Genomic DNA, 21,875 nt, shown 5'->3' on the forward strand with positions numbered 1-21,875 from the left:
TACCGCCCAGCCCGCCCCGCGTCCCGGCCGGCCGATATCGCAATGCAACAAGCTTTTCGCAGTGCAACATGGCCAGAACATGGAAGCGGCTTGAAAGGGCGGGGTGGCTTGGTGCGCGGTGGCGCGGCCGCGAACGCCGTTCGACGATCGCGGAACCACGTTTGGCCATTGCCTGACGAGGGAGAGCTTTCCCCAACGACCCTGTGCCAGGCGGGCGGCGGGGCCGGCCTGGCGGATTCATCCTTGTCGCGTTGGCGCTAGCCTGGGTGACGGCATTGCTCCGGCGGTTCGCCGTCGATTCTGACAAGGGCAGTATGTGCCAGGAATCCGGCGGGCATCCGCAGCTGCGGCAACGTCTTCATCACGCTGTCCGACATTGCGCCATAGGTTTTGAACAGGAAATTGCCATGGACCTCGTCGGCCTTCACCTGCGACCAATGGCTGAACGCCGGTGACTGCTGCCAGTTCTCGATTTCGATCAGGGAGGGGTCGGCTTCGAGCGCATTGATGACGGCGATGCGTCGGCCTTCGGCCAGGAACAGATTCAAATTCTGTCTTTCCTCGCCCGTCTTTTCCGCCTGCCAGTCTTCGCTCGCATAGCCTTCGACGATCAGCTTCAATTTGCCCGCGCCGGCGGCCATGGCGCGCTTCATGCAACTGGTGTAGCTGGCGGCGTATTCTTTCAGGATCTTGCGCCTGATCTCGGCGCCGGGCAGCTTGAGATCGGTCAGGCTGTGGGCGCCGAAGTAGAAAGCCTTCTCTTGCGTGTCGATGCCTTTCTTGCCCCAAAACGCGGGGTCATAGGTGCCGGTAACGGGGTCGAGGAAGACCGGCAGCAGCATGCCGCCATCGCCAATCTCGTGCCCCTTGCCGTCGCTGGTATAGATCATCGTGAGGACGGTTGGGCCGGATTGCAGGTCCGGCGTGGCGGCAGGCGGCATGCTGATAATGACGGGCATGATCGGCGCCGCGGAGGCGCTGGTGGTGCAGGGACAGCCAGATGATTCCGGAATGTGCTTGGTTACGGCGTCCAGCCACTCCTTGAGGCTGTTGGCCAGGAGCTTGGCGGCTTCCATAAGGTCGGCCAGGGATTTAGGATCGAATTGCGTCGTGCTGGTTCCGATCTTTCCTGCGACGGTCTCCAACCCTTGCTTGATGTCAGCGCCGGCGGCCAGCAGGTCGGGTGCCTTTGGTTCTGGGCGTGGATCGTCGCAGTCGGGAAGCTCCGATGTCGTCGGCGTTGTATCGGCGGCGGCCGGCTTGGCCTGCGGATCGTCTCCGCCAATTCTGACATAACCTTCTTTGGTTCTCGTGGTTTCCTCCGGCATCGGGATCGGCGCGATGCGCAGGACCAATGACTTGGCGACCTCGGTAACCGGTTTGCCGTCACGGGTTTCAACAAAATAGCTATCGCCGCTGGCCAGCAGGACGCGGCCGCGCTCAAGCACGCATGAGCCCAGTTCGTTCGTGCGCGAGATGAAGGCGAATGACCTCCTCCAGCCCGGGTTTCCCGACAAGCAGGAGATGGAGGCGGTAACGAAAACCACGGCGGCCAGAAGTGCCCCGTTTCCCCATCTCATTGCAGAAACACGAACGGGCCATTTGGTCTTGCCGATATCGGTCAGAGTCTTGGCGAGCGAGACCGGCGAATCCTTCGCAGCAGCCGCGCTCGTTTTCGAGGTGTCCGCCGAATCGAAGCTTGCCCACCCCAGCGTCGGAAACTTGAAATAATTGTACGCTTCGCGGCCAGCGTCCTGGGTCGTCGTTCCAGCTTGCGGGCCGTACGACGTCCGGGAAACACTTTCAAAAAGCGCTCCTCGCAGATCGCCCATGATGCCATCGCGCGCAACGCGTCCAAACACCACCGACACGAAATAGCCAATGGCCGCAGCGGCTCCCGTCAGTGGAATGATCCAATTCTTGAAGGCCAGATTGTTGTCGAGGAAGACCAGTATGATGGCGACGATCAGTGCGGAAAGTGCCCCCATGCTCAGCGTCAGATAACTTGAGAAAAGGCCCCTTTTCTCGATCCTTTGGGCGTGTTCCCGGGTCGCATCCTTGAAAGCGTCCACAGAAGCCTCGGTATAGAACTCACGGCCGATGTTGCCCGCATAGCCCTTGGCGTAGTCGAGAAAATTGTTGTAGCGGACGAGGAAGCGATGGGCCGTGACCATAGCAGTCGCTGCCGCGATGAACTCGGGATCTGCCGCCAGAATGGATCGGGCACCTGCTGTCGGGATTGGGTTGGCCGACACCGGTGCACCAGTCTCGAGCGGCAAGGGAGCGTCGGCCGCGAGCTGCGGATCGGTGATCCAGTTGTTGCTCTTCGACGTGAAGTCGTCGATCGCCGCGAGCATCTTGCGGACCCTCACCTGGTCCGCCGTGAACAAGGCTAAGGCCTGGTTGAATTCATCCTGGACCCGGTCGAACAACCGCTTGGCGTTCGACTGATAGGTGACGATGTCCATCTCCTCGGCCATGCGCTTGGTGCTGGTGAGGTCGAGCAGGCGGTTTATCTCCTTGACGGTGTCGCCACTGGAGATGGCAACTCCGTCTATGCCGTCGAGCGCCTGCTGCTCCTCATCGCGTCGGGCCTTGCCTTCTTCCGGAGTATAGCTGTTACCCAGATCCCTTGGGGACGCCAACGAATTGGAGCTTTTGCCGTAGAAAATGGCTGGGTTCTGGCGCCGGCTGGCCAGGACATAGACACCATGAAGGAAGGTTTCGGCAGCTTTGTTGAGGTCCCGCATGGATGATACGAGTGCGGTTTTAGCAGTCTTTACAGCTTCATCTGCTTCGTTCAGCTGCGCTTCGAGACCCTTGGCATGCGGCCGTTTGTTGGCGGAGTTCTGCAGCTGTTCGAGCGCGCTCAGGCCCGCATCATAGCTGCCGATCAGGCCCTTCACTTTCGGATCGAGACCATTCAGCGCCTTGACGAAAACAACTTCCGCATCTTCATCCTTTTTCACGATGGCCGGCTCAATCGTGCTCTCATCCATGATTCGGTCCCCCTTGGAGGTCTTTCAGAAATTTGTGGGCGCGCATCAGGCCTGCCATGAACAGATCCATGATCTCCTTCTCGTCCATGGAGAAGTTGAGCCAGTTGGCGTCCTTGACGTCGATGGCGGCCAGGTGGAATGGAAACCGCGCGGGCATTGTCGAGCCGGCGCCGATCTGTCGCCTTTTGAATACCTTCTCCCTGCGTTCAAGCGCGGCGATGGCGTCGCGGTCGCGCTGGTCGCGGACCATGAAGCCGACAGTTCCAATATCCTCGGCGAGGCTGCTGAGACGGGCGCGACGACGGTAGGGCTTGGTCGGGCCGGCGCTCATCAACGGAATGGCGATGGTCGGCACATCCGGAAGGATCGTGCTGAACGCATCGACAGGGAGATTGGAGAAGATGCCGCCGTCGAGAAATGCCACCTCGCCGATGGTAGACAGTTCGTGGAGCTTGTCCTCGTTTGCCAGATGCTTGAACCTGTCTTTGACGAAGGCCGACCATGTGTCTTTGTTGACGTCGAAGACGGCAGGCTCGAAGAAGAACGGGATCGACATCGACGCCCGCACCAAAGCTGCCGGTGAATTCGTGCCGGTCTCGGCTGAGAGATACTGGATGTCATCGGGAAACTGGAATTTCACCCCGATCGGCGTGCAGGCCGCCATCACCTGAAGCAGGTGTCTGCCGTCCTCTTCCACGAGTTCCAGGGCCGACAGAGGCTTTACCCCCTGCAGCCTGACGGCGCCTATCGCCGCGTTGAGCTGCTTCGAGATGGAGGTCAAACGGGCGAACAGGTCGTCGACGGTTCGCAGGCCGTGCTCGGCCAGCACGCCGCGAACCCAGTCTTCGAAGGCGTTGCCCGGGTTGAGCCCGCGTGTGTGCTGGATCTGGCGAAGGGCACCGAGCCAGGCCGGCCATGACGAAGGCGAGAAGGACGGCCGGTTGAGCAGGAACTGTTTGATGAGCCTGCGTGTCCGGTACGGCCCATCGATGAAGGCGCTCATAGGCATGGCGCTGACGATGTCCACCACCTTCTTATGCGTCGGGTTGAGCAGATCGTCGCCGCGCACGGCGGCCATGCCCATGGCCATGATGGCGCCGGCCGAGGCGCCGGCGACGCCAGCGAAACGAACCCCGATCGTTTCCAGGCCGGTGACGAAGCCGGCATGCGCGATTCCCAGCACGCCGCCGCCCTGAAGGATGATGTTGGCTATCCTGTACGTGTTTTCGCGGGGCGGAGGCGTTTCTGGTGGCGCAGCGGCATTGAAGAATTTCAGATCATGGGAGGTGGAATCCGCGGTCTTGCTCGCGACGGCCTTTAACCAGAAAAACTCGTCAACCTCCGGCCGCTCGCCGAGATCTACGATCTCGCTAAGCAGGCTGATGACGCCCGGATCGTTCCAGACATCCAAGGTCATTGGCTTCGCCCCCGCGAACCCCGACTGTCGCGCTGCGTTGCCGAAGACCCCAATCTTCGGATCTTGCGCCGGGGTGCACCCTCATGGTGCCGTCATCCCCTGTTGGTTCAGCCTTTCTTTCGAGCCATTCGGCACCTTTGTTTAGGCTATGCTTTATTAGGGCGCCACATTGGTCTCGTCGTCAAGTCGTTTCTGGGCTCAACTTGGCCTTGGCGTGAAAACATCGCGAGCGTATCCATTCATTTCCTACTTTCCAGATGTCTGAACAGCAGCCGGGAGGAAATTGCAGCGTGCCGGCAGATATGATTGCGGCCGCTTGCTTTGGTCCCGGTCGGTCAGGCCCGATGCTGAAAGCAAAGCGTGAATTGAACAGTGTTGATCTGCTGCAATTTTCGCCGGTAACAATCTGAGTCAGGCATCGATCAAGGCTGCGGGACGCAGTGAGACGTGGCCGAATTCCACAGGCAATTGGATCAGGCGCCGGGAGATGTTTTCGGGCGCGGGGCCGCGGCTCTTGCACCACGCGCGGCATAGAGGCCGGCCGCTGCCGCGGCGACGACCAAGGCGGCGAAGATCGCCAGCTTCTGTGGCGTCGCGCCTTGCGGGCCGAAGGCGACGGCATACATGGTGCGGCCGGGAATGAAGGTCAAAAGCCCGGTGATAACAAGGCCGAAAATGTAGGTGCCCTGCATGATGCGGCGGTGGGCGGCGATGTTGCCGCCGCGCGCGGCGCGCACGCCGCGCCACAACATCACCAGCACCAGAAGCGACAGAAGATGGATCGGGCTGAAGGGTCCCCACAGCCGGATCGTCCAGATGAACAGGCCGGAGCCGGCGACCGTCGCCATCAGCGCCACCCAGAGGCGGCCGAGCGAGCGGTGCAGTGGGTCGCCCTTGGTGCGCCACAGTTGCAAGGCTCCGAGCAGCAGCGCCGCGATGGCGATCAGCGCATGGAGCTGGATGACGGGCGAGGCATGGAGCAAAGGATCGAGCGACATCGGTGTTCTCCGCGAGATGGCGGATTATGGCCGAGGGCGCGCTGGGGCGGCAAGGGTGTATGGGTGACGACCGACGATGCCGCCACCGACAAAACAGCCCCGCATGCGGGGCTGTTTGGATGGGTCGTGGCGGTTGCGTTTACTTGCTGCCGCCGTTGGCCTTGACGCTGCTGCAGAATTCCGGATGGGCGTTGGTGGGGTTGGCGTTCTTGGCTTCATCCTCGCAGGCCGCCATCACCATCTTCTGGTCGTCCGGCGTCAGCGCCTTCCAGGCTTTGACGAAATCGTCATTGCCGCGCAGCGTCTTCATGCTGGAATCGGTGTAGAAGGGCTGCATCTTGGCCGGATCGTCGAGAGCGGATGTGCCGGTGCTTCCCGCGGCGAGAGCCGAACCGGCGACCATTGAAAGCGCCATTGCGCCAAGGCAGATCATTTTGATATTCATGATAGGTTCCTTCCCTGTTGCTTTGTGACCGTCGAAGCAACGATCAAGGGCGTAACGGGAGGATTTGGGCAAAGTTCCAGTTTTTCGGGCGACGTGAACCCAATTTTCTAAAAATATATCATTCGGAAGCTTAGAATTTTCCCGGTGTTCGTCCGTGTGCGCGGGAGAAAGCTCTTTTGTTTCCACATCACCGCACAGGATACTGCCCACACATCTCAGCCTTGGCTAGCGCTGGGTCGTTCGGACGTCGCGCGTCCGGCGGTCTGAAAACTTCCCGGCTCCCTGATTGTTCCACGCGGGCCGCCTCGAAAAAGGCCCCACCGGCGAGCCGGCGGGGCATTGATCGGAGGTCTGCAATCGCCCGGGAGGCGATCCTAAAAGCAACGGGAATGGTGCGCGACAAGTTTCACTGTTTTGCGCACCGGATCACTGAGCCTGTCGAAACCTTGCTCTAACCGCTTGCTATCCGCCGGCCCTGGCCGCGCCGGGCGAGAAGGTTCGCCACAACCAGCAGCACGATCGACAGCGCCATCATCAGCGTCGCGGCGGCTGTGATGGCGGGCGAGAGTTTTTCGCGCAGGCCGATGAACATTTCGAGCGGCATGGTGCGCTGGCCGGCACTGGCCAGGAACTGCACCACAACCACCTCGTCGAAGGAGGTGACGAAGGCGAAGGCGGCGCCCGACAGCACGCCGGGCAGGATCAGCGGCAACATCACGCGGAAGAACGAAGTCAGCGGCCTGGCGCCCGAAATGGCGGCGGCGCGCATCATATTGCGGTCGAAGCCGGTGAGGCTGGCGCCGACGGTGACGACGACGAACGGGCTGGCAAGTGCCGTATGCGCCAGGATGATGCCGGCATAGGTGCTGGCCAGCCCCACGCGGGCATAGAACAGGTAGGAGCCGACGGCAGTGATCACCACCGGCACGATCAGCGGCGAAAGCAGCAGCGGCATGACGATGCGGCGGCCGGGGAATTTCTCGTTCGACAGCGCGATGGCCGTCAGCGTGCCGAGCGTGGTGGCGATCAGCGTCGTGCCGAAGGCGACGATCAGGCTGTTGCCGATCGCCGACTGCCAGCGCTGCGTGCCCAGCACCACCTCGTACCAGCGCGTAGACAGGCCTTCGAGCGGAAAGATGAAGAAGGCGCCGCTGTTGAAGGAGAGCGGCACCGGGATGAGGATCGGCACCAGCAGGAACAGAATGACCAGCCCGCACCACAGCCAAAGCAGCGCGACGCGGATGCGTTCACCAGGGGTGGGGTAAGGCGACAGCAGCATGGCTACACCATCTTCAGGCGGTCGAGGCCGAGGATCCGGGCGAAGATGCCGAACAGGGCCAGCGTGAAGACGAGCAGGATGAAGCTCAGCGCCGCCGCCATCTCCCAGTTCAGTTCGACATTGACGTAATTGGCGATGAAATTGCTGATCAGCTGGTCGCTGGCGCCGCCGATCAGGGCGGGCGTAATGTAGTAGCCCAGGCACAGGATGAAGGTGAGCAGGCAGCCGGCCACGATTCCGGGGAAAACCTGCGGAAGATAGACGCGCCGGAAGGCGGTGAAGGGCTTTGCGCCGAGCGAATAGGCCGCCTTCATCTGCGAGGGCGCGATGGTGCGCATGACGGAATAGATCGGCAGCAGCGTGAACGGCAGCTGGATATGCGTCATGGCGATGATCAGGCCGATGCGGCTGTACATCAAGTCGAGCCGCTCGGAAGCGAAGCCGAGCCACAGAAGCATGTCGTTGACCAGGCCGAATTTCTGCAAGAGCACCGTCCAGGCGGCCGTGCGCACCAGGATCGAGGTCCAGAAGGGCAACAGCACCGCCACGATCAGGATCGCCGCCAGCCCTTTCGGCACGCTGGAGATGAGATAGGCGAGGGGGAAGCCGAGTAGCAGCGTGGCGAGTGTGACGGAAGCGGCAACGAAGAAGGTGCGCAGGAACACTTGCAGGAAGATCGCCTGTTGCGGCGGCACCCGCTCGATGCCGCCATCGGCGTTCCAGCGGAGGTCGAGGGCGCTCAAGAGATAGAACGAGGTGATGGCGTGGGTGCCGTTGGCGATCACCGGCCAGGTGCCGGGCGCCGACCAGAAGGGCACGGCTTTCATGATCTCGAGTGGCGGCTTGCCGTCGGCGCCTTCGAGCTGGCGCACGGTTTTCAGCACCTGGCTGCGGGCGCCGGGCAGGCGGGCGTTGAGCGCCTTGGCCAGTTCATAGGCGGTGCCCTTGGCCTGGTTCTCGCTGAGGTCGGCGGCGAGCGCGATGAAGGCTGCATCATCCGGCAGGCCCTGGCCGTTCCAGTTGCCGAGCGCCACGCTGGTGCGCGGCAGAGCGTCGGCGATGGTCGGGTCGTAGACGGCGCGCGACAGCAACAGCACGATCGGGATGCCGAAGCTGAGCGCCAGAAGCAGGAGCAGGGGCGCTGCCAGCGCCAGCGAGCGCAGGCGGTCGCCGAATTCGGCGCGCCGCAATGCCGCCGACGCGGTTCCGGGATCCGCGCCGGCGGCCGGCCGGCCGCGGGCCAGCGCGGGCCGGTCGAGTTCGCTGGGCAGCAAGGCCGACATGCTTACTGCGCCAGCCAGGCGTTGAAGCGCTTGACCAGGTCCTCGCCATAGTCGCCCCAAAACTCGGTGTCGGCGACGAGGTAGGCGCCGGCCAGATGGTCCGGCGCGTTCGGCAGTTTGGGCAAGGCATCGGCCGCGACGAAGGACGCCGCATCGGTGCGCACCGGCCCGTAGGTGATGTAGCTGGCGAGCCTGGCGTTGTTTTCCGGCTTGGAGATATAGGCCAGATATTTGTAGGCGAGTTCAGGGTTCTTGGCGCCCTTCGGGATGGCGATCATGTCATATTCGAGGATCTGGTTGTTCCAGACGATCTTGAAGGGCTTCTTGTCGGTGTCGATGGCATTCTGGATGCGGCCGTTCCAGGCCGTGGTCATCACCACTTCCTGCGAGGCCAGCAACTGCGCCGGCTGCGCGCCGGCATCCCACCAGACGATGTCCTTCTTGATGGTGTCGAGCTTCTTGAAGGCACGGTCCACACCTTCCGGCGTCGCCAGCACCTTGTAGACGTCGGCGGGCGCGACACCGTCGGCCATCAGCGCCCATTCGAGGTTCTGCGCCGGGAATTTGCGCATGGCGCGCTTGCCCGGGAATTTCTTGGTATCGAAGAGGTCGAGCACCGAGGTCGGGGCTTCCTTCAGCACGGTCGGGTCATAGGCGAGGATGTCGCCGTAAGCATCGAGACCGACACCGCAATCCAGCGCCGAGCCCTCGATGAATTTGTCGCGCGGCCCGATCTTGGAATAGTCGAGGCGTTCCAGAATGCCGGCGTCGCAGCCCTGCAGCACGGTCGCGGTTTCGACCGTCACCAGGTCGATCGGCACGTTGCCGGTGTCGACCATGGCTTTGACCTTGCCGAGATCGCCGAGATACTCCTGCTCGAGGATTTTTGCGCCGGTTTCCTTGCTGAACGGCTCGAACCAGGCCTTGCGCTGGGCGTCCTGCCAGGCGCCGCCGCTGGCCATGATCGACAATTCGTCGGCGAAAGCATGGCCGATGCTGAGGAGTGCAGTGGCGGCGGCCAAAGCCAGCATCCGGGTCTTCGCGATTCTCATTTTTCTTCCCCTGTTTTTGAGATGGATCGGTTCTTGAGATTGCTGGTTCAGGTCGCCTTCGCGGTCGAGGCATCAGCGGGAAAGGCGCGGCAGTCCTGCGGTGCGCAGGAGACCGTGATGGCCTCGCCATTGGCCATGGTCGCCTCCGGGCCGACCTTGACGGTCAGCACCTGGTCGTTGCCGAGCCGGGCCAGCAGCCGCAGATGGTCGCCAAGATAGATGCGACCGTCGACTGTAGCCGGCAGTGCGTTGCCGCCGGCCGGCATAAGGCTCAACCGCTCGGGGCGGATGGCGACGTGACAGGCGGCGCCCTGCGCCACGCCGATGGCAAGCGCGGTGAGTTCGCCGCCGCCGGTCAGCCGCACGCGGCATTCCTTGCCGGAGACGCGGTCGACGACGCCGTCCAGCGTGTTGTTCTCGCCGATGAAGCTCGCCACGAAGGAACTTTGCGGGGCGTTGTAGAGATTGTCGGGTGAGCCGAGCTGGGCGATGGCGCCATTGTTGAAGACGGCGACGCGGTCCGACATGGTCAGCGCCTCGCTCTGGTCATGGGTGACATAGACGATGGTGACGCCGAGCATGGTGTGGATCTGCTTGATCTCGAGCTGCATGTGCTCGCGCAATTTCTTGTCGAGCGCGCCGAGCGGCTCGTCCATCAGCACCAGGTTTGGCTCGAACACCAGCGCGCGGGCCAGCGCGACGCGCTGCTGCTGGCCGCCGGAAAGCTGCGCCGGCTTGCGGTCGCCGAACTGCTTCAGCCGCACCATGTCCAGCGCGCGGCCGACACGGCCGGCGATATCGGCCTTGCTGACCTGGCGCACGGAGAGCGGGAAGGCGACGTTCTCCGCCACGCTCATATGCGGGAACAGCGCGTAGTTCTGGAATACCATGCCGATGTTGCGCTGGTATGGCGGCAGGCGGTCGACCGGCCTGCCTTCCAGCGTGATGGTGCCGCTGGTCGGCCGTTCGAAGCCGGCGAGCATGTTGAGCGTCGTCGTCTTGCCCGAACCGGAAGGGCCAAGCAGGGTCAGGAATTCGCCGCGCGCCACGCCAAGGTTCAACCGCGTCACCGCGAAGGCGCGGCCGTCATAGGATTTCTCGACATCGACGAAATCGACGAAGGCCGGCCCTGGCGCCGTGGCCGGAGATGACGGCAAAACGGCCTGACGGGCGGCGCTCATCGTGCGCGATCCCGAAACGTGCCGGCTGAAACACTATGCGGCTTGTGATGCATGTTTCCATCCCATCGGAAGCCCGCGTCTCGTGGGCCGTCCAAACTTGTATGCTCACACAATCTATCTGAATTCGAGCATAGATGCAGACAACTTTGGGCGTCAAGCCGATATTTGTCGCGATTGTGTGATATTTCTGCCTGACAAAGCCTAATTGACGTCACACAAGCGCTATTGTCCGGCGATTTGTCTTATGCTAAGCCCACGACAAATCCGAAGCCCCGAATCCTGTCCGCATGCTCAGTGATCTCCGCCTTACCGAGGATGAAAGTCCGGTCTACCGCCGTCTCGCCGACGCGATCGCCGAGCGTATTGCCGCCGGCACGCTGGCGGTCGGCGACCGGCTGCCACCGCAGCGCGACATTGCGCGGGCGCTCGGCATCAACGTCACCACGGTGACGCGGGCGCTGGCGACGTTGCAGCAGCGCGGCCTGCTCGAGGCGCGGCCGGGGCGGGGCACGACGGTGGCGGCCAGGCAGGCGGCCGAGCGGCCCGGCTTCGTCTCGGCGCCGAGCGACGAGAGCGGCATCATCGACCTCTCGGTCAACCGCCCCGCCACCTCGGCCTATCTCGACGCGCTGGCGGCGCTGCTGCCGCGCCTGCCCAGGGACCCACACTACGCCTCGCTGCAGGACTATCATCCGCCGGAAGGGCCGCTCTGGGCGCGCGCGGCGATCGCCGATTGGTTGAAGCCCGTTGCCGGCGACGGCGACCCCGGCCGCGTGGTGCTGGCGGCGGGCGCCCAGCACGGGCTCGACTGTCTGCTTGGCGCGGTGACAAGGCAGGGCGAGGTGGTGCTTGCCGACGAGGTGACCTATCAGGGCATCAACGCGCTCTGCCGGGTGCATGGGCTCGATCTCAGGGGCGTCGCCATGGATCGCGGCGGCATGCGGCCGGATGCTTTCGACGCCGCCTGCGCGCAGCTCCGCCCCCGCGCGGTATTCCTGGTGCCGACGCTGCACAATCCGACGACCATTACGCTAAGCGAAGCGCGCCGCCATGAGCTTGCGGCTGTCGCGCGCCGCCACAATGTCTTGATCATCGAGGACGACGTCTACCGGCCGCTGGCCGACGAGGCCTTGCCTTCCTTTGCCAGCCTGGAGCCGGAACTGACGGTGCATATCGGCGCGCTGTCGAAATGCCTGGCGCCGGGGTTGCGGCTCGGCTTCGTCATCGCGCCGCGCGCCATTGCCGGCCAGGTCGCGGCGGCTTTGCGCATTAATTGCTGGAGCATCAGCCCGCTGACGGCGCTGATCGGCGCGCGCATGATCGAGGACGGGGCGGCGGCGCGCATCATCGAGGTGCAGAAACAAGAGCTGCGCCAGCGCCAGGCAATCCTGAGCGAAATCCTCGGCCGCTACGATGTGCAGAGCCAGCCGAGCGCGACCCATGCCTGGCTGCGCTTGCCAGAGCCCTGGCGCGGCGCCGGCTTTGCCCGCACTTGCCTGGAGCGCGGCGTGGCCCTTCTGCCGGGCGATGCCTTCGCCGTCGGCCGCGAGCCGGTGCAGCATGGCGTGCGCATCAATGTCGGTGCGGCGCGCTCGCAGGACGATCTGCGCACCGCGCTGACCACCATGGCCGAGTTGTTGTCGGCCGGGCATCTGCAATTGCCGGGTTTTGTCTGATGCCGGCCGCCCAAAAGTGCGCCGCGGTTTTGGGACAAGGACAGGCTTGAGGGAACAACAAGTGACAGCTTCGAAGAGTGTCGAGATCGCCGTCATCGGCGCCGGCGTGGTCGGGCTGGCGACGGCGCTGCGGCTGGCCAGCGACGGCCGCGAAGTCGTGCTCGTCGATCCCAACGAGCCCGGTTCCGGCGCCTCGTATGGCAATGCCGGCACGCTGGCCGAATATGCCTGTATGCCGGTCGGCAATCCGGCGGTGCTGCGCGCGCTGCCAAAGCTGCTTCTCGACGCCGACAGCCCTTTCTCGCTGCGCTGGACAGCACTTCTGCATCTGGCGCCGTGGCTCACGCGCTTCGTCAGGCAATCGCTGCCGGCCGCCACCCGTGCCAACGCCGTGGCGATGGCCGGCCTGCTGGCCGATTCCCTGCCGGCCTGGGAGGAGATGGTTGTCGAGGCCGATGCCCGGGATCTGCTGCGCCGCAATGGCTGCCTCTATCTCTATCGTCGCCCGGGCGATCTTGCCGACGGCGCGTCGAGCCGGGCGCTGCGCGCCGAATTCGGCGTGGACCAGGCGGTGCTGAGCCCCGGCGAAGTGGCAGCACTCGAACCGAACCTGCCGGCGGTGCAAGGCGGTGGGCTGTTCTTTCCGCAATCAATGAACCTGACCGATCCGCAGACCATGATGGCGCGGTTGTTGAAAGCGGCCACTGACCGGGGCGCAACCTTGCTGCGGGGCGAGGTGACAGCGTTGCGGGCCGATGCCGGTGGCGTCGAGCTCAGCGGTCCCGGCCTGCGGCTCCGCGCCAGCAAGGTGGTGATCGCCGCCGGCGCCTTCTCGCGGCCGCTGGCGGCACAGGCCGGCGACCGCATCCCGCTCGAAACCGAGCGCGGCTATCACCTGGAATTCGCCACGCCGGCGCCGTTGCTGACGCGGCCGGTGTGCCCGGTCGATCTCGGCTTCTACATGACACCTATGGCCGGCCGGCTGCGCGTCGCCGGCACGGTCGAGCTCGGCCGGCTGGCCTCGCCAATCAATCCGCGCCGCCTGGCGCTGCTCGATCGCGGCGTGCGCCAGTTCTTCCCCGCGCTGGGCCAGCCATCGTCAAAATGGCTGGGCTTCCGGCCATCGCTGCCGGATTCCAGGCCGGTCATCGGCCCGTCGCCCGGCAATCCAAACGTCATCTACGCCTTCGGCCATGGCCATCTCGGGCTGACGCTTTCGGCCATCACCGCGCGGCTGGTGGGCGACCTCATCGCCGGCCGCCGGCCCAACAGCGAAAGACTTGCGCCGTTTTCAGCTGGGCGGTTTTAGCTGTTTTCGCCGATCTTTACCGCTAGCGCCGCCCCTCATTGCCCTGCCGGCAGGCAGGTGAGGGGCAGCGCCAACCTGGCCCTAGCCAGCCGCCGTCCCGATCTCCTGGAGATAAAACACCTTGCTCGGCTGCAGATGGTCGACGCAGAGCTGCGCCAGTACCCAATTGTCCCGGCGCTTCAGCGCCTCGATCATCATCGCGTGGTGCTGGCGCGAGACGTCGAGCTTCTCCCTGTCGGCCAGCGAATTGGCCCGCACCGGCAGGCTGAGGCGCATGTAGTGTTCGATCGAGGAGACGAGATAGGCATTGCCGCACGCCGAGAACATGGTCAGGTGGAAGCGGTCATTGGCCTCGTGGATGCCCCTGAGATAGCCATTGTCGACATGGCCGCCATAGATGCGGTGGATCTCTTCCAGTTGCGCGATCAGCGCCTCGCCGACCGGCAGCGGGATCATCAGCGCCGCCTGGCGTTGCAGCATTTCGCGCACTTCGTAGATCTGCCGCACTTCCTCCGGCGAGAGCCGGCGCACCATGGCGCCCTTGTTGCGCTCGCGGGTGACGATGCCCAGCCTCTCCAATTGGTACAGCGCCTGGCGGATGATGTGGCGCGAGACCGGGAAGCGGGCCAATAGCACATCCTCGACCAGGCGCGTGCCGGGCGCCAGCCGGCCGAAGATGATGTCCTCCTCCAGCGCGTGCACCGTTTCGGCTTCCTTGCCGCCATAGTCGAAGCTGTTGAGCATCGCGTACCCCTGCTGCTCCCGGCTTCTGTCCGCCGGGGATGCCAGTCTAAAGCGGTTCATCGTTTCTCGGAAATGCCTAGCCGCCGCATTTCCATGTTCGGCGCGATTCCCAAGGGGAGGAGTGCCATGCGCTTTACCGGGAAGACCGTTTCACACCTTAAGCTGGAATGGCTTGGCCTTCGCGCACAAGGCTGGCGACGAGTTGGTCGAGGAGCGGGTCGTCGAGGCTGACGGGACGGCACATCCCCAGCATCTGCCGGAGGCTGATCCTGCCGACTGCCTGGCGCATGATGACCGACACGCAGGCCGGTCCGGAGCCGGTCAGGACGAAGGCGTTGCCGACCAGGACCGGATCCGAGAAGGGTGCCCATTGCACGGTCATGAGCGACGGCTCCCTGGTCTGGCGGCGGTTGACGCCGACGAAATAGATCCAGTTCAGCCGCGAGATGGCGACGCCATAGTGCCAGCCCAACGCCCGCGGCCTGCCTTGACGATAGCCGTCGGCCCAGCGGGTCACGCGCCTGAAAGTCACCAGCTCGGCCTCGCGCCGCACGAAGGTGACCGACCGCATGACAAGGTCGGGACGGTCCGGAACGGTGAAGTAGGTGAAGTAGGCGCCGCCGGCGATGGCGGGAGCCGGGCCGCGCACCATGTTCTCGTAGAGCGCCTGGTGGGTCGGCAACAGGGCCTTGCGTTCGGGCGCTGAGGCTTCCGGTGCACGGTACAATTCATCCTCGTCGATGCCGAAATAGTCGCAGATCAGCTTGGCGGTCGCCCGGTTGGGCACGCTCTTGCCTTGCAGGTAGCGTTCGAACTGCGAGCGGTTCATGTTCAGTCCGCGGCATACGGCGGCCACCGACGGATGGCCGGAGACCAGCCGTCGCAGATTCGCGGCAAGATTCCTGCGAATTGGCACGACACCGCCCCCTCGACAGCCGTCCGAACCATTTTTAAGCAATTGCTTATATTGCGCCAATCTCGCACAAGATCGCGCCGTCGCGAATGGGACCTTTGGACAATAGCGTGGCAGGCGAGGGGCCGGGGGATAATCCTTGCTCAGGCCAGGAACCATTGCGTGCGGCCGATCGTTGGGTCGCACGGAAGGGACATCCGAAACATGGTTGACGAGCAAGAGAAGCCAACGGCTGTGACGAGCGACACCGTTCGCCGTCTGGTCAATGAAACCGGCGTCACCACGGCGCAGGCCCGCGAGCTTGTCGCTTTCCTTGGGCCGCATAGCTGGACCTCGCTTTTGCGAGAGGCCCGGATATTGAAGCCCAAGGGCCCTAAAGCCGTTTGAAGTCGGCAAGCCCCAGACGCATCCTCTGGCTTTCCGCGAAGGCCAGAGCAAAGGGTTCGATCTCAAAAGATCGAGTGAGTTCCTGGTCTTCCTCAACCACGCGGACGAACCATTCGCCGCACGCCTCGACCACTTCCACGCAAGGGCAAACCTTGCCGTTCGGCATCACGTTATCCATCGCAAGCTCCCTGGAAAGCAATGGGAAACGTCCATTTTTATAACGCTCGTCCGAAGCCGTTCTCAATATCAAATGTTAGAGGTGGCCGGGCAAATTTTGGTATCATTCCAAGCCGATCTTTGATGCCATTGAAGGTGATTTCAATGTCGGACTTCGCTCTAGAAGATGACTTTCTCGGAAGGCACGATTTGGGCGTGTGCGAAGCGCATGAGCAATATGAGCGCGTGGGGTAGCTGCCAAAACCGACGGACTAAAGTCTTGGGCGTGATAGGCAAAGGTCTGACGCAATATATGAGGGAACATTAGACGTCAGTGCAGGTTGCTAGAGCGGCAGGGGTTCCAACGCTCCAGCAAGTCCCGCAATCCCAGGGGCCCCGTCGCTGCCGTGAATGGGGCGACGGGTTCGTCAATCCGAGAGAGATGCAGATGCCCCTATCAAATGAACTGCGCGATGTGGCGATAGAGTTTCAATGTCCAGCCTGCGCTCACCCAACGGTGAAAATGGGTTCGTGGGTGAGGACCATCGGCAGTTTCAAATGCGATGGCTGCAAGGCAAAGGTGCGCATTGGCTACGAACACAAGCTGGCGATGTTTGAACGCTACATGAGAAAACGGTGATTTCGCCACCGATATCGGATTTTCAGGCGGTCGAAACCTGACTACACCCAGAGCGCTTCTTCGCCTTCGGCGTGATCTCTTCGACACGCACCTTTACGCTATCTTGGCTCATCGCCTGCTCTAGCGCCTCGGCCTCTCCCTTGTCCCCAGTCGTCAGGATGGTGCGCCAATGCTGCTTGTCGAAGACGCTGACGACATAGCTTGTGGCGGCCATCTCTACCCCTTGCAGAATTGAAGCCCGCGCCCCTCTGGCGGAGAAAAAGCGCGGGCCGATCGGAGGCCCGATCTTCGGCAGGAGATGGAGGGCACCACCTGTCGCTCGCATCAATCTTTAGGAAGAGCTAATGTTCCATCAAGTCTGCCTTAAACACTCAATTTCTCGGCAGCTTATGGATCTCCAGACGTACCGGGCCGCCCTTGTTGCAACTCGTGCAAAGAAGCGCCCGCTCAACGCCGCTGAACAGCGCACCCTTGCCGTAACGCCGGATCAGTCCGGCTGGCTCGGCGTGATGCGAGCAGTTGGTGCACCAAGCCGGCAATGTGTGCCATTCGCGCAGATCACCTGGCGCCACGTCCAGGCCGGCGTGCACGCCTGCCATTGATGATCTTCCCCATGACATGTCGGCTGTTTGTAGTGGATCAGCAGCATGCCCCGCCGGCGAAGGATCGCTTCGCGCCAGCCGAGGCGTGCTCCTCACGCATCCGAAGGCTTCGTCTTGCGGGCTTCCTGTTCGCCATTCAGAAGGCCGAAATCGCCCGAACGCGTGCCGATGTTGGCATGCAGAAAGCCCTCGGCGGCCAGGCCACGACGCAGCAGTTCACGCACGGCGGCCGCGCGGCTCGGCATGCGCTTGTCGAAACGCCATGTGTCGAGGGCCGCGAATTCTTCCTCGTTCAGCATGACCTGCAGGCGTTCAGGACGCTCGAGATTGTCAGCCATTGCGAAGGTCCCTTCTTCCGGCGATGCGGCCGGCGAGCCGAATGAGTAAGTGACTTATGTGCCTCACAATCTGCCAATGGCCCGTTTGGTTCCGAGATAGTCAAACACATTTGTTGCATCATCGGCTCAAAGTGCTTGGGTTACGTCACCGACTAAACATACTAACTAATTGATTTTATTAACAATTTCTTGATAATTGTCTTGCTTTAACGAATGGCGGGGCGCATGGTGAAAGTGAGGGAAAACCCAGTCCATTGGACAGGAGTTTGCCATGCACAACTACCCGATCGAATTGCGTGACGATCTCAATCGCACACTGATCGAGACGATCTATCATTTTGGAATCGTGAACGTTCCGGTCCTGGCCGCCAGTCTGGCCGGCCGCCACGGAGACCTGTCGATTGCCGACGCCGAACGGCTGGTGCTGGGTTTCGCCCAGCTCTATTCGGCACCCATCGAGTTCGACCGCTCGGCTAGCGACTGGCGGTCGAGGGAGCCTGTCAGTGCGGACAATAATGGTCTGCTCCTCGAAATCGTCGCGAACGAGTTCGGCCGCGCCGCCTGACGCCCGCTCGCCAGGTTGCTGATCGGCTGCACGCGCGGCTGGATCCGGCTGCGCCTACGCTACGGAGGCGCGGTCGCAGCCAGGTTCAGTCCGTCGCTCAGCCCAGCTTCACCTTCGGCTCGCGTGCCCAGACGCGCAGGTCGCCCAGCCTGGCGACGAAGCCCGCGACATCCCCAGCGGATGCAAGCGGAATCACCGCCTCGTCCTTGGCAACTCCGGCCTTTTCCAGCAGCGGGGCCGCCGCCTCGACGAAGCCGATGAATTTGCAGTGCGCAAAGGCATCGGCGACGAAGTCGCGGGCGGTCGATTCCTTCAAGAGGTCGGCCATTGCAGGCTTTGCCGGCAACAGCGCAATGGCGTCGTAGAGCACCGACGGCGCGCCTGATATCATCTGCTGCGCGTCGATCCAGCTGCCGTCGCTCGCCTTGGCGCCGCTGACCTTCGGCGCGATGATTTCGAACTTGGCGCCGGCCTTGGTCAGCGCCTGCTTCAGCGCATTCAGCAAAGCGGCGTCGGTGCCGTCGGTCACCAGGATGCCGAGCTTGCGGCCCTCGAAGCGGCCGGGGCCGTTCTTGAGGATGCTGAGCGCGTCCGACGCCGGGAGATCGCGGCGCGTGGGCACCGCCGCATCGGCGGGCTTCGGCATCGCCTTCAAGCCAAGCGCGTCGGCCACCTTGCGAGCCAACGCATCATCGATGTTGAGAAGGTGGGAAACGACACGCTCGCGAATAACAGGTGTTTGCACCTTGCTCAATTCGAAGGTCAGCGCCGAGGCGATGTGGCCTTGCTCCACAGGGTGCTGGCTGATGTAGAATTGGCGTGCCTGGCTGTAGTGATCGGCAAAGCTTTCCGGTCGCAGGCGGGCCTTCGGCCCGGATTCGGCTTCGGCAAAGGAGCGAAAACCCTTTTGCGGGGATTCGCGCGGGCCTTCATCCCATGAATTGGGCTGGTAGTTGGCCCGGCCGGCCGGATTGCGCATCGCCATGTGCCCGTCCTGCTGGAAAGTGTGGAAGGGGCATTTCGGCGCGTTGATCGGGATGTGGGTGAAGTTGGTGCTGCCCAGCCGTTTGATCTGCGTGTCGAGATAGGAAAAATTGCGGCCCTGCAGCAGCGGGTCGTTCGAGAAGTCGACGCCGGGCGGCACGTTCTGCGTCATGAACGCCACCTGCTCGGTCTCTGCGAAGAAATTGTCGGGCATGCGATCGAGGACCAGCCGGCCGACCGCGATCGGCGGCAGCACCTCCTCGGGGATGAGTTTGGTCGGATCGAGGATGTCGAAGTCGAAGCTGTCGGCGAACGCCTGGTCGAAGAGCTGCAGCTGCAGTTCCCATTCGGGAAAATTCCCGGCGTGGATCGCGTCCCAGAGGTCGCGGCGATGGAAGTCGGGGTCAGCGCCGTTGATCTTGACCGCCTCGTTCCAGGCGACCGACTGGAGGCCGAGCTTGGGCTTCCAGAGGAATTTGACGAAGGTCGATTCATCCTTGGCGTTGAGCAGCCGGAAGGTGTGGACGCCAAAACCCTCCATGAAACGCAGCGAGCGCGGGATGGCGCGGTCGGACATCGCCCACATGATCATGTGCATGCTTTCCGGCGTGAGCGAGATGAAATCCCAGAAATTGTCGTGCGCGGTCTGCGCCTGCGGGAAGTCGCTGTTCGGCTCGGCCTTCGCGGCATGGATCAGGTCGGGAAACTTGATCGCATCCTGGATGAAGAACACCGGCATGTTGTTGCCGACAATGTCCCAATTGCCTTCCTGCGTGTAAAGCTTGACGGCGAAGCCGCGCACGTCGCGGGCAAGATCGGCGGAGCCCTTGTTGCCGGCAACGGTGGAGAAGCGCACGAAAGCCGGTGTCTTTTCGCCGGCGCGCTGGAAGATGTCGGCGCGGGTGTATTTGGCCAGCGATTCATAGGTTTCGAAATAGCCGTGCGCGCCATAGCCGCGCGCATGGACGACGCGCTCGGGAATGCGCTCGTGATCGAAATGGAAGATCTTTTCGCGGAAGTGGAAGTCCTCGAGCACGGTTGGCCCACGGGCACCGATCTTCAACGAGTTCTGGTCGTCGGACACAGGGCCGCCCTGTGCGGTGGTCAGCAGTTCGGTCGAACCGGACGCGGTCTGGTGCAGTTCGCCCCCTTCGCCGCGTTGCAGTTTCTGATCGTGGATGGTCGCGGCCGTCCCGGCCAATTTGGATGCTTGCTTCGCCATGACTGAAAATCCCTAGGGTCAATGCGCGGGCTGCGCTGGTTCCTCAATCTCTGGGAAGGCGATGTGTTCCCTGCCGATTTCAAATCCGCGAATGAAGAAGGCCGCCGGTTCGACGGCGGCCTTCACCTGTCTTTTGAAGCGAGGAATGTTCAGAGGTTCTTGTTGATCGCGGCCGCTGTCTTGTTGGTCGCGTCCTTGACGGCGGACTTGGCGTCGCCGACGGCCTTCTGGACCTTGCCCTTGGCTTCCTGCGCCGCGCCTTCGGCGCGCAGGCGGTCATTGCCGACGGCCTTGCCGACGCCTTCCTTGGCCTTGCCTACGGCCTGATTGGCGAGACCCGAGGCCTTGTCACTGGTGCTTCCCATGGAATGTTCCTTTTTTGCGAATTGTCTGCCTGACCGGCAAGGACCAACGTCGCTTTGTTGGGAAGGTTCCGCACGCCCTGGAGAGCGCCGCAAACGAAAAGGCCCGCCACCGACGCGAATCGTGACGGGCCTTCTGGAGTAGGCCAGGCGTCCCACCGCCCGACCTATTGCAAAACCTGTCAGCCGGACGATCGTTCCATCACAACAAGAAACCCGCGGGCCTCCCCTCAGTTCCTGTCCACCGGCTTGGAACGCATCCTCGACACCGTCTCGCGTTCCGCCCGCTTGGAGCGCAGCGGCGGCAGGCCGCGGTCGATCAGGTCCATGTCTTCCAGCACCATGTCGCCCATGCGCTTGAAGGCAATGTCGAGCGCGCCGGCGCGGTGGGCCGAGCGCAGGAAGCCGGGCAGGGCACGCACGGGATGATCCTGTGCCAACGGCTCCTCTGGAAAGACATCGCTGGCGGCGACGATGTGGCCGCTCTTCACCGCCGCCATCAAGGCCGGGAAATCGACCACGCCGGCGCGGCTGAGCAGGATGAAGGCGGCGCCCCTGCGCATCGAGGCGAAGGCATCCGCGCCGAGAAAACCCTGGTTCTCGGAGGTCACCGAGGCGACGACGAAAACGAAGTCGCTCGATGTCAGCACGTCGTCGAGCGAGGCCGGCTCGACGCCATTGTCGATCAGGATCGACGGCGGCAGCCAGGGGTCGAACACCTTGGTGCTGACGCGGAAACCCGTGAGCAGCCGGTTCAGCGCGCGGCCGAGATCGCCAAAGCCGATGATGCCGACATCGGCGCCGGACAGGAGCCGCGCCGTCTGGTTGCCGTCGCCGCCCCACAGCTCTTCGCCCTTGCGGAAGGCGAGATCGGCATCGACGATGCCGCGCGCAAGGTTCAGCGCCATGGCAAGGCCAAGCTCGGCCACCGGCTCGGCGAAGACCAGTCCGGTGGTGACGACATGAATCCCGCGCGCGAACAGCGTCTCGTAGGGCATGTTGTTGAGGAGGTTGGTCTCGACATTGAAGACGCAGCGCAGCGCCGTCATCCGACCCAGCGTCTCCGACGAAAGCGGCGGCTGGCCGACGATATAGCGGGCCTGCGCCAGCACATCGGCCGGCAGTTCGGCGACGCCTTCGGCCGTGGTCTCGACGATGCGGTATTTCGCCTTGAAACGCGCCAGTTGCGGCGGCGTGAAGATCAGTTCCAGCGAGCGCGGTTCCGGCGCGCTGATCACCAGCGGCAAATCCTTGTTTGGCACGACGATTCCTCCCGGCGCGATGCTGTCGCGCATTTTTGCTTTGCCCAAGCCGTTGTCCCAA

The 21,875-nt window shown here is 63.1% G+C and carries 20 protein-coding genes; 3 read left to right on the plus strand and 17 right to left on the minus strand.

What is annotated here, in order from left to right; genetic code table 11:
- Positions 1 to 257: 257 nt before the first annotated feature.
- From JG746_RS13840 to JG746_RS13875, 8 genes are all read right to left on the minus strand, one after another.
- Positions 258 to 2,999, minus strand: coding sequence for a hypothetical protein (locus tag JG746_RS13840; RefSeq protein ID WP_202358630.1), 2,742 nt, complete (start codon positions 2,997 to 2,999; stop codon positions 258 to 260).
- Positions 2,992 to 4,416 (minus strand): patatin-like phospholipase family protein, encoded by a 1,425-nt coding sequence (locus tag JG746_RS13845; protein ID WP_202358631.1) that lies wholly within the window; start codon positions 4,414 to 4,416, stop codon positions 2,992 to 2,994. The genes JG746_RS13840 and JG746_RS13845 overlap by 8 nt, the downstream gene beginning before the upstream one ends.
- A 473-nt stretch (positions 4,417 to 4,889) precedes the next feature.
- On the minus strand, positions 4,890 to 5,414 hold the full coding sequence (locus tag JG746_RS13850) for a DUF2306 domain-containing protein (protein WP_202358632.1): 525 nt from the start codon (positions 5,412 to 5,414) through the stop codon (positions 4,890 to 4,892).
- Positions 5,415 to 5,553: 139 nt separating this feature from the next.
- A complete protein-coding gene (locus tag JG746_RS13855) occupies positions 5,554 to 5,859 on the minus strand; it encodes a hypothetical protein (RefSeq protein ID WP_202358633.1) in 306 nt (101 codons plus the stop codon).
- Between the two features lie 451 nt (positions 5,860 to 6,310).
- Positions 6,311 to 7,138, minus strand: a complete 828-nt coding sequence (locus JG746_RS13860) for an ABC transporter permease (protein WP_202358634.1) — start codon at positions 7,136 to 7,138, stop codon at positions 6,311 to 6,313.
- 2 nt (positions 7,139 to 7,140) lie between these two features.
- A complete protein-coding gene (locus tag JG746_RS13865; RefSeq protein ID WP_202358635.1) occupies positions 7,141 to 8,421 on the minus strand; it encodes an ABC transporter permease in 1,281 nt (426 codons plus the stop codon).
- Positions 8,422 to 8,423: 2 nt separating this feature from the next.
- Complete coding sequence (locus JG746_RS13870) at positions 8,424 to 9,473, minus strand: ABC transporter substrate-binding protein (RefSeq protein WP_202358636.1); 1,050 nt, start codon at positions 9,471 to 9,473, stop codon at positions 8,424 to 8,426.
- A gap of 47 nt (positions 9,474 to 9,520) precedes the next feature.
- Positions 9,521 to 10,654 (minus strand): ABC transporter ATP-binding protein, encoded by a 1,134-nt coding sequence (locus tag JG746_RS13875; RefSeq protein ID WP_202358637.1) that lies wholly within the window; start codon positions 10,652 to 10,654, stop codon positions 9,521 to 9,523.
- A 287-nt stretch (positions 10,655 to 10,941) separates the two neighbouring features.
- On the opposite strand from JG746_RS13875, the gene JG746_RS13880 reads away from it, so the two are divergent.
- A complete protein-coding gene (locus JG746_RS13880; protein WP_202358638.1) occupies positions 10,942 to 12,330 on the plus strand; it encodes an aminotransferase-like domain-containing protein in 1,389 nt (462 codons plus the stop codon).
- A gap of 61 nt (positions 12,331 to 12,391) precedes the next feature.
- Entirely contained in the window at positions 12,392 to 13,639 is a 1,248-nt protein-coding gene (locus JG746_RS13885) for an NAD(P)/FAD-dependent oxidoreductase (protein WP_202358639.1), read from the plus strand.
- Positions 13,640 to 13,720: 81 nt separating this feature from the next.
- On the opposite strand, the gene JG746_RS13890 is transcribed toward JG746_RS13885, so the two are convergent.
- The 6 genes from JG746_RS13890 to JG746_RS13915 form a co-directional block, all read right to left on the minus strand.
- Positions 13,721 to 14,383, minus strand: coding sequence for a GntR family transcriptional regulator (locus tag JG746_RS13890; protein WP_202358640.1), 663 nt, complete (start codon positions 14,381 to 14,383; stop codon positions 13,721 to 13,723).
- A 157-nt stretch (positions 14,384 to 14,540) separates the two neighbouring features.
- Entirely contained in the window at positions 14,541 to 15,299 is a 759-nt protein-coding gene (locus JG746_RS13895) for a helix-turn-helix domain-containing protein (RefSeq protein ID WP_202358641.1), read from the minus strand.
- 370 nt (positions 15,300 to 15,669) lie between these two features.
- The gene (locus tag JG746_RS13900; protein ID WP_244730794.1) at positions 15,670 to 15,861 is read right to left on the minus strand and encodes a hypothetical protein; all 192 of its coding nucleotides are present in this window, start codon (positions 15,859 to 15,861) and stop codon (positions 15,670 to 15,672) included.
- A gap of 640 nt (positions 15,862 to 16,501) precedes the next feature.
- Positions 16,502 to 16,693: a hypothetical protein gene (locus tag JG746_RS13905; protein WP_202358642.1), complete on the minus strand. Its 192-nt coding sequence runs from the start codon at positions 16,691 to 16,693 to the stop codon at positions 16,502 to 16,504.
- A gap of 157 nt (positions 16,694 to 16,850) precedes the next feature.
- Entirely contained in the window at positions 16,851 to 17,078 is a 228-nt protein-coding gene (locus tag JG746_RS13910) for a hypothetical protein (RefSeq protein WP_244730795.1), read from the minus strand.
- Positions 17,079 to 17,173: 95 nt separating this feature from the next.
- A complete protein-coding gene (locus JG746_RS13915) occupies positions 17,174 to 17,419 on the minus strand; it encodes a hypothetical protein (RefSeq protein WP_202358643.1) in 246 nt (81 codons plus the stop codon).
- Positions 17,420 to 17,690: 271 nt separating this feature from the next.
- On the opposite strand from JG746_RS13915, the gene JG746_RS13920 reads away from it, so the two are divergent.
- Complete coding sequence (locus tag JG746_RS13920; RefSeq protein WP_202358644.1) at positions 17,691 to 17,984, plus strand: hypothetical protein; 294 nt, start codon at positions 17,691 to 17,693, stop codon at positions 17,982 to 17,984.
- A gap of 97 nt (positions 17,985 to 18,081) precedes the next feature.
- On the opposite strand, the gene katE is transcribed toward JG746_RS13920, so the two are convergent.
- The 3 genes from katE to JG746_RS13935 all read right to left on the minus strand — a co-directional run bounded on the left by katE (position 18,082) and on the right by JG746_RS13935 (position 21,814).
- On the minus strand, positions 18,082 to 20,190 hold the full coding sequence (gene katE / locus JG746_RS13925) for a catalase (protein ID WP_202358645.1): 2,109 nt from the start codon (positions 20,188 to 20,190) through the stop codon (positions 18,082 to 18,084).
- 149 nt (positions 20,191 to 20,339) lie between these two features.
- Complete coding sequence (locus JG746_RS13930; RefSeq protein WP_019859538.1) at positions 20,340 to 20,555, minus strand: CsbD family protein; 216 nt, start codon at positions 20,553 to 20,555, stop codon at positions 20,340 to 20,342.
- Between the two features lie 227 nt (positions 20,556 to 20,782).
- Entirely contained in the window at positions 20,783 to 21,814 is a 1,032-nt protein-coding gene (locus JG746_RS13935; protein WP_202359355.1) for a hydroxyacid dehydrogenase, read from the minus strand.
- Positions 21,815 to 21,875: the final 61 nt, after the last annotated feature.

Origin of the sequence: Mesorhizobium sp. 113-3-3, assembly GCF_016756495.1 — a bacterium.
GTDB lineage: Bacteria > Pseudomonadota > Alphaproteobacteria > Rhizobiales > Rhizobiaceae > Mesorhizobium.

Bases quoted from the DNA above. Each gene is read 5' to 3' on its own strand.
- JG746_RS13850 (WP_202358632.1), bottom strand. From the start codon at position 5,414: ATGTCGCTCGATCCTTTGCTCCATGCCTCGCCCGTCATCCAGCTCCAT.
- JG746_RS13910 (WP_244730795.1), bottom strand. From the start codon at position 17,078: ATGGCAGGCGTGCACGCCGGCCTGGACGTGGCGCCAGGTGATCTGCGC.
- katE (WP_202358645.1), bottom strand. From the start codon at position 20,190: ATGGCGAAGCAAGCATCCAAATTGGCCGGGACGGCCGCGACCATCCAC.
- JG746_RS13845 (WP_202358631.1), bottom strand. From the start codon at position 4,416: ATGACCTTGGATGTCTGGAACGATCCGGGCGTCATCAGCCTGCTTAGC.
- JG746_RS13855 (WP_202358633.1), bottom strand. From the start codon at position 5,859: ATGAATATCAAAATGATCTGCCTTGGCGCAATGGCGCTTTCAATGGTC.
- JG746_RS13880 (WP_202358638.1), top strand. From the start codon at position 10,942: ATGCTCAGTGATCTCCGCCTTACCGAGGATGAAAGTCCGGTCTACCGC.
- JG746_RS13875 (WP_202358637.1), bottom strand. From the start codon at position 10,654: ATGAGCGCCGCCCGTCAGGCCGTTTTGCCGTCATCTCCGGCCACGGCG.
- JG746_RS13905 (WP_202358642.1), bottom strand. From the start codon at position 16,693: ATGGCCGCCACAAGCTATGTCGTCAGCGTCTTCGACAAGCAGCATTGG.
- JG746_RS13865 (WP_202358635.1), bottom strand. From the start codon at position 8,421: ATGTCGGCCTTGCTGCCCAGCGAACTCGACCGGCCCGCGCTGGCCCGC.
- JG746_RS13920 (WP_202358644.1), top strand. From the start codon at position 17,691: ATGCACAACTACCCGATCGAATTGCGTGACGATCTCAATCGCACACTG.
- JG746_RS13915 (WP_202358643.1), bottom strand. From the start codon at position 17,419: ATGGCTGACAATCTCGAGCGTCCTGAACGCCTGCAGGTCATGCTGAAC.
- JG746_RS13890 (WP_202358640.1), bottom strand. From the start codon at position 14,383: ATGCTCAACAGCTTCGACTATGGCGGCAAGGAAGCCGAAACGGTGCAC.
- JG746_RS13870 (WP_202358636.1), bottom strand. From the start codon at position 9,473: ATGAGAATCGCGAAGACCCGGATGCTGGCTTTGGCCGCCGCCACTGCA.
- JG746_RS13900 (WP_244730794.1), bottom strand. From the start codon at position 15,861: ATGGATAACGTGATGCCGAACGGCAAGGTTTGCCCTTGCGTGGAAGTG.
- JG746_RS13930 (WP_019859538.1), bottom strand. From the start codon at position 20,555: ATGGGAAGCACCAGTGACAAGGCCTCGGGTCTCGCCAATCAGGCCGTA.
- JG746_RS13840 (WP_202358630.1), bottom strand. From the start codon at position 2,999: ATGGATGAGAGCACGATTGAGCCGGCCATCGTGAAAAAGGATGAAGAT.
- JG746_RS13860 (WP_202358634.1), bottom strand. From the start codon at position 7,138: ATGCTGCTGTCGCCTTACCCCACCCCTGGTGAACGCATCCGCGTCGCG.